General features: G+C 64.6%; 4 protein-coding genes. 2 read left to right on the forward strand and 2 right to left on the reverse strand.

The features are described 5' to 3' along the window. Window positions 1–65 precede the first annotated feature (65 nt). Both AB4Y86_RS11930 and AB4Y86_RS11935 read right to left on the reverse strand, forming a co-directional pair. Window positions 66–1,085: a dihydrodipicolinate synthase family protein gene (locus AB4Y86_RS11930; RefSeq protein WP_441402441.1), complete on the reverse strand. Its 1,020-nt coding sequence runs from the start codon at window positions 1,083–1,085 to the stop codon at window positions 66–68. A 27-nt stretch (window positions 1,086–1,112) separates the two neighbouring features. Further along, window positions 1,113–2,126 (reverse strand): ornithine cyclodeaminase family protein, encoded by a 1,014-nt coding sequence (locus AB4Y86_RS11935; RefSeq protein WP_441402442.1) that lies wholly within the window; start codon window positions 2,124–2,126, stop codon window positions 1,113–1,115. Between the two features lie 144 nt (window positions 2,127–2,270). Between AB4Y86_RS11935 and AB4Y86_RS11940 the strand changes: the two genes are divergently transcribed. Beyond that, on the forward strand, window positions 2,271–3,647 hold the full coding sequence (locus AB4Y86_RS11940; RefSeq protein WP_441402443.1) for an aldehyde dehydrogenase family protein: 1,377 nt from the start codon (window positions 2,271–2,273) through the stop codon (window positions 3,645–3,647). A 104-nt stretch (window positions 3,648–3,751) separates the two neighbouring features. Continuing rightward, a partial coding sequence (locus AB4Y86_RS11945; RefSeq protein WP_441402444.1) for a bifunctional 3-(3-hydroxy-phenyl)propionate/3-hydroxycinnamic acid hydroxylase occupies window positions 3,752–5,039 on the forward strand: 1,288 nt, incomplete at its 3' end.

Raw genomic sequence — 5,039 nt, forward strand, 5'->3', positions numbered from 1 at the left:
GCGTGACACGCCGGAGGGCCAGCCACTTTCTTAGTGGCCGGCCCTCCGGCGATTAAAGCTGAGCCTTAGGCGCTGACGCGACCGCGCAGGAACTCGGAGTCAGGGGAGTCGGTGACGGGCAGTCCCGAGGCTTCCAAGCTTGCGCGCAGCTGCTTCATGAAACGGTCCGGAAGCCTGACTGCCGGCGGCCGCAGGGCGCCGCCGTTGAAGCCGGAAAGCCACTCCTGGTACTTCCACTGGGTGCGGTTGATGGAGCTGGTGCCCGGAGTGGAAGTGGACGATACAGCCATATTGGCAGCCCGGGCCGGCTGGACCTCCCAATATCGCTTCATCGCCTCTTCCCACTTACCGGTGCGCGCCAGCTCGAAGGCCTTGGGGTAGTAATCGCCCATCCAGTTCGTGTTGGCGGTGCCGGAGAACTGGACGTCCAAGACTGACATGAGGGGGATGATCTCGGCCTCTATGGGGCAGGAGATCACCACTTCGTCGCGGAAGTGGTGGTACATCTCCATGACGCCGGGGATGCCAGGGTAGCCCTGTTCCGCCTTGATGGCGACGATGCTCGGCATCGCGTCGAGGACGCGGCGCACGAACTCCACGCTCATGCCGGCGGGATGGATGCGCTCGAAGCCCCAGGCAGGCAGCGGGAACAGCATGGTGGCCAGATCAGTTTCGTCGGTGAAACGCTTGGTGTAATTGAAGACCTCGTCGTAAGAGGTCGGCCAGAACGATGAGGGGTAGGCCAGCAGGGCGCGGTCGGCGCCGGCCTTGGTGGCGAGGTTTGCTGCGTGAATGTTCTCTTCCAGAGTGCCGAAGACGGCGTGGAAGAAGAGAGCGAAATCAGGGCCGGCCGCTTCGCGGGCGACGGCCGTGATCCGGGCGTTCTCTTCCGGGGCGACATTCGCTTCGGCGACGATCAGCGAACCGGCGTAGCCGCGCTCTTTGAGCAGGAGGACGTCATGGCGGATCGCGTTCTCGTTGATGCCCGAGAAGTCAGGGGTGAAAGATGGGTGCGTCACCGCGACGGTGCCGGTGAAGTTCTCCTTGGCCCAGGAGCGGGCCTCGGATTTGGTGTATTCCACCATGGTGTTCTCCTTCATTTCTGTGAGGTGTTATTTGCGGCTGGTGACAATGCCGACCGGGAGGACGGTACCGATGCCCTCGGCGCGGGCGCGGTCCACGAGCATCTCGGCCACCACGATGTCCTGCAGACCCGAACCTGTCGACTTATAGATCCTGATCCCGTGCGCGGAATCGATCTCGGTTTCACCGGACAGGACGGCATTGAGAGTGACAACGATCGAATCGACATCGACGCCAGACGCGCGGGCCGCGATCATGTCCCCGCTGTCGTTGACGACCTCGTCACGGGAATCCACCACAACCACCGCGGCGCGGGCGATCAGTTCAGCGGGCAGCTCACGCTGGGCCGCCGTCGTGGAACCGATCGATACCACAGCGGTGTCCTCTCCGACCCAGTCAGCCTGCAACGTCGGGGACTCATCGCGGGAGCGTGCCGCGCACAGGATGAGATCCGCGCCGTCGGCGGCCTCACGGGCGGAGCCGACGGCCCTTGCCGGCGCCCCGAACGCGCCGTCGAACTCGGCCGCAAAGGCCTCGCGGTTGGCGGGGGTCGGACTGAACACCCGGATCTCAGCGAACTCCAGCAGGTGGGAAAAGGCAGCCAGGTGGGAACGGGCCTCAAAGCCGGAACCGATAACGCCCACGGTCAGCGGCCGTTGCGGCACGATCGTGGAGGTGCCCACAGCGGTGGTCGCGGCGGTGCGCAGGCCGGTGACGCGATTCCCGTCAACTAGGGCCACTAAATCAGCGGTGTCCTTGTCGAAGAGGGAAATCAGGTAGCTGACGCGCAGGCCGTCAGCGAAGGACCCGGCGATTGACTTAGCGCCGAACAACTGGCCGCTGGGTGGCACCGAGGGCATGATCCRCAACCATTCCCGCGGTGTCTGGGCGAAGATCCGCCCGGGGGTTCCGGCCTCGTCGCCGGGGGCCTTGTAGGCGGCGCGGATGGCTTCGATCGCCCCGGCCCAGTCCGAAAGGCTGGCAACGTCGGCGTCGGTGAGAAAAAGCGGAAGTCTGGTCGGCAACTCGCCATTGGTGCTCACGGGGCACTCCTTGGATGTCGGGCAGCCGGTCCCCGGGCTGCTGGCGGGGGTGGATCTATTGTGTAGACCTAAAATAGTATCCGATACGAATCGTATCCTATATAGTCGTGATCGAGAACACGTCTCAAGGAAAAGGATCCCCCCATGGCAATCGCAACCGTCAACCCGACCACCGGTTCGACCGAAATGATCATCGAGCCGCATACGGCCCAGGAGGTCCAGGAGCGCATCGCGGAAGCCGCAGAAGCGGCGCGCCTGCTGCGGGGCACAACCTTCGCCAAGCGAGCGCAGTGGATGCTGGCCGCGGCGGACAGTTTGGAGGATCAGGCGGAGGGTCTGGGCGAATTGATCACCGTCGAGATGGGCAAGCCGATTGCGCAGTCGATCGCTGAGGTGCACAAGTGCGTCAAGGCCATGCGCTTCTATGCGGCGCATTCCGAGGAATTCCTGGCCGATGCGGCGCTGGCGGACCCGTCTTCGGTCGGTGCCAGCCGGGCGTGGACCCGCTATGAACCGCTGGGGACCGTGCTGGCCGTCATGCCCTGGAACTACCCGCTGTGGCAGGTCATCCGCTTTGCCGCCCCGGCGCTGATGGCGGGCAACTCCGGGCTGCTCAAGCATGCCTCGAATGTGCCCCAGGCCGCGCTTTTCCTTGACACCCTCTTTGAGCGGGCGGGATTCCCCATAGGTTCCTTCCGCACCCTGCTGATCGGCGGGTCCGAGGTGGGGGCCGTCCTGGCCGACCCGCGCGTCAAGGCGGTAACGCTGACGGGTTCCGAGCCGGCGGGACGCTCGGTGGCTTCCATCGCTGCTGACCACGTGAAGAAATCGGTGCTGGAACTGGGCGGCTCTGACCCGTTCATTGTGATGCCCTCCTCGGATGTCGCCGCTGCTGCCGCGACGGCCGTCCGTGCGCGAATCAGCAACAACGGCCAGTCCTGCATCGCTGGCAAGCGCTTCATCGTGCACACCGACGTTTATGATTCCTTCGCCGCCGAATTTGCGAAGCTGATGTCGGAGCTTGTCGTTGGTGATCCGCTGGATCCCGCAACCCAGGTGGGACCGCTGGCCACCGCGTCCGGACGAGACGAGCTGGCCGAGCTCGTTGAGGACGCCCGCGCACTGGGGGCGCAGGTGCTGACCGGGGGAACGATTCCTGACGGTCCCGGCTTCTTCTACGTCCCCACAGTCTTGGCCGGCCTGACCGAAGAAATGCGGATCGTTAAGGAAGAGACCTTCGGCCCCGTCGCGTCCCTGTACCGCGCCTCTGATCGGGAAGACGCCCTGCGCATCGCCAACCAGACCAGCTTCGGGCTTTCCAGCTCGATCTGGACTAATGACGTCGAAGAGGAGGCCTGGTTCACGGCCAGCCTCGACGCAGGCGCGGTGTTCATCAACGGCATGACCGTCTCTTACCCGGAGCTGCCCTTCGGTGGGATCAAACGCTCCGGTTTCGGTCGTGAGCTCGCCGCCGACGGTATCCGGGAGTTCTGCAACCTCAAGACGGTTTGGAAGGCCTGAGTTGAGGGCCCTACTTACACTCAAGCCGTCGCAGACGCTTGTGCAGCGACGTGACGGATGTTACTTTTATACGAAACGATACGTACTGAACTCAAAGGAGCKACATGACTCACATCGTCAACGTTGACGTGGTGGTGGTCGGGGGAGGGCCCGTGGGGGTAACGGCGCTGGCACTGCTCGGCCGTGCCGGCCTCAGCGCCGTCGGCGTGGAACGCGAGGTCCAGGCTTGGCCCACCGCACGTGCCGTGCACTTCGACGGCGAAACTTTCCGCATCCTCCAGTCGCTGGGGGTGGCCGAACGTTTCGCCAAGGCCACACTGCCGATGGCCTCGATGCACATCGAGAACGAGGCGCGCGAGGTCCTGGTTTCCGTTCCAACCGGCCAACTCGGTAACCAAGGTTGGCACGACGACCTCACTTTCCACCAGCCTGACATCGAGGTCCTGCTGCAGGAGGTTGTCGAGGATCTTCCAAGTGTCGAACTGCGCCGCGGCATGACAGTGCTCTCGGTACGCAACGCCGAAGAGGGTGTCGAAGTCGCGGTGCAAAACGCGGACGGCGAGGAATCCCTCATCCGCGCCCGTTGGGCCATCGCGGCGGACGGAGCCCGCTCACAGAGCCGCAAGGCGCTGAACATCGAGACCGAAAAAATCGGCGAGGATGCGCAGTGGCTGGTCGCTGACGGTATCCTTGAAGGCAGCCCGGGCCTGTCTTCCGACATGATATTCCTGGGCCACCACTCGCGGCCTGCCCTGTGGATCCGGCTCCCCGGCAAGCGCGTGCGCATGGAATTCATGCTGATGCCCGGGGATAACCCCGAGGAAATCACAACCCCGGCTGGCCTCGAACGCCTCAGCCACGGTGTGCTGCCGGCGGACAAGTTCACCGCGGACCGGCTGGCGACCTACACCTTTCGGGGACGCATTTCCCAACAGTGGCGTGCCGGCAACATCTTCCTGGCAGGCGATGCCGCGCACCAGGCGCCCCCGCTCTTTGGGCAGGGTTTGTGCGCCGGAATGCGCGATGTGGCCAACCTGGTGTGGAAGCTCGACGCCGTCAAGCGTGGTGCCGCCGATGACAGCCTTCTCGACACCTATGAGTCCGAGCGCCTGCCGCACGCACGGTTCTGGGTGGAGCAGGCTGCCAATGCCGCCGGCTTCCTGCAGACCACCGAGGCCGAGGTCGCCAAGAAACGCGATGCCTTCATCCGGGCGAACCCAGCGGCATCGGCACCTGTTTCGCCGCCCCTGGGACCAGGCCTGCACGAAGGCGGCACCGACGAACGCGCCGGCCGGCTGGCAACGCAGCCGATCCTCGCCGACGGAGTGCGTTTGGACGACATGGTGGGTTCCCGTTTCTTGGTGGCGACCACCCGCGAGCTCTATGCTGCGC

The sequence above is a fragment of the Arthrobacter sp. 2YAF22_2 genome (assembly GCF_052114645.1).
In the GTDB taxonomy this organism is placed as follows: Bacteria; Actinomycetota; Actinomycetes; order Actinomycetales; family Micrococcaceae; genus Arthrobacter.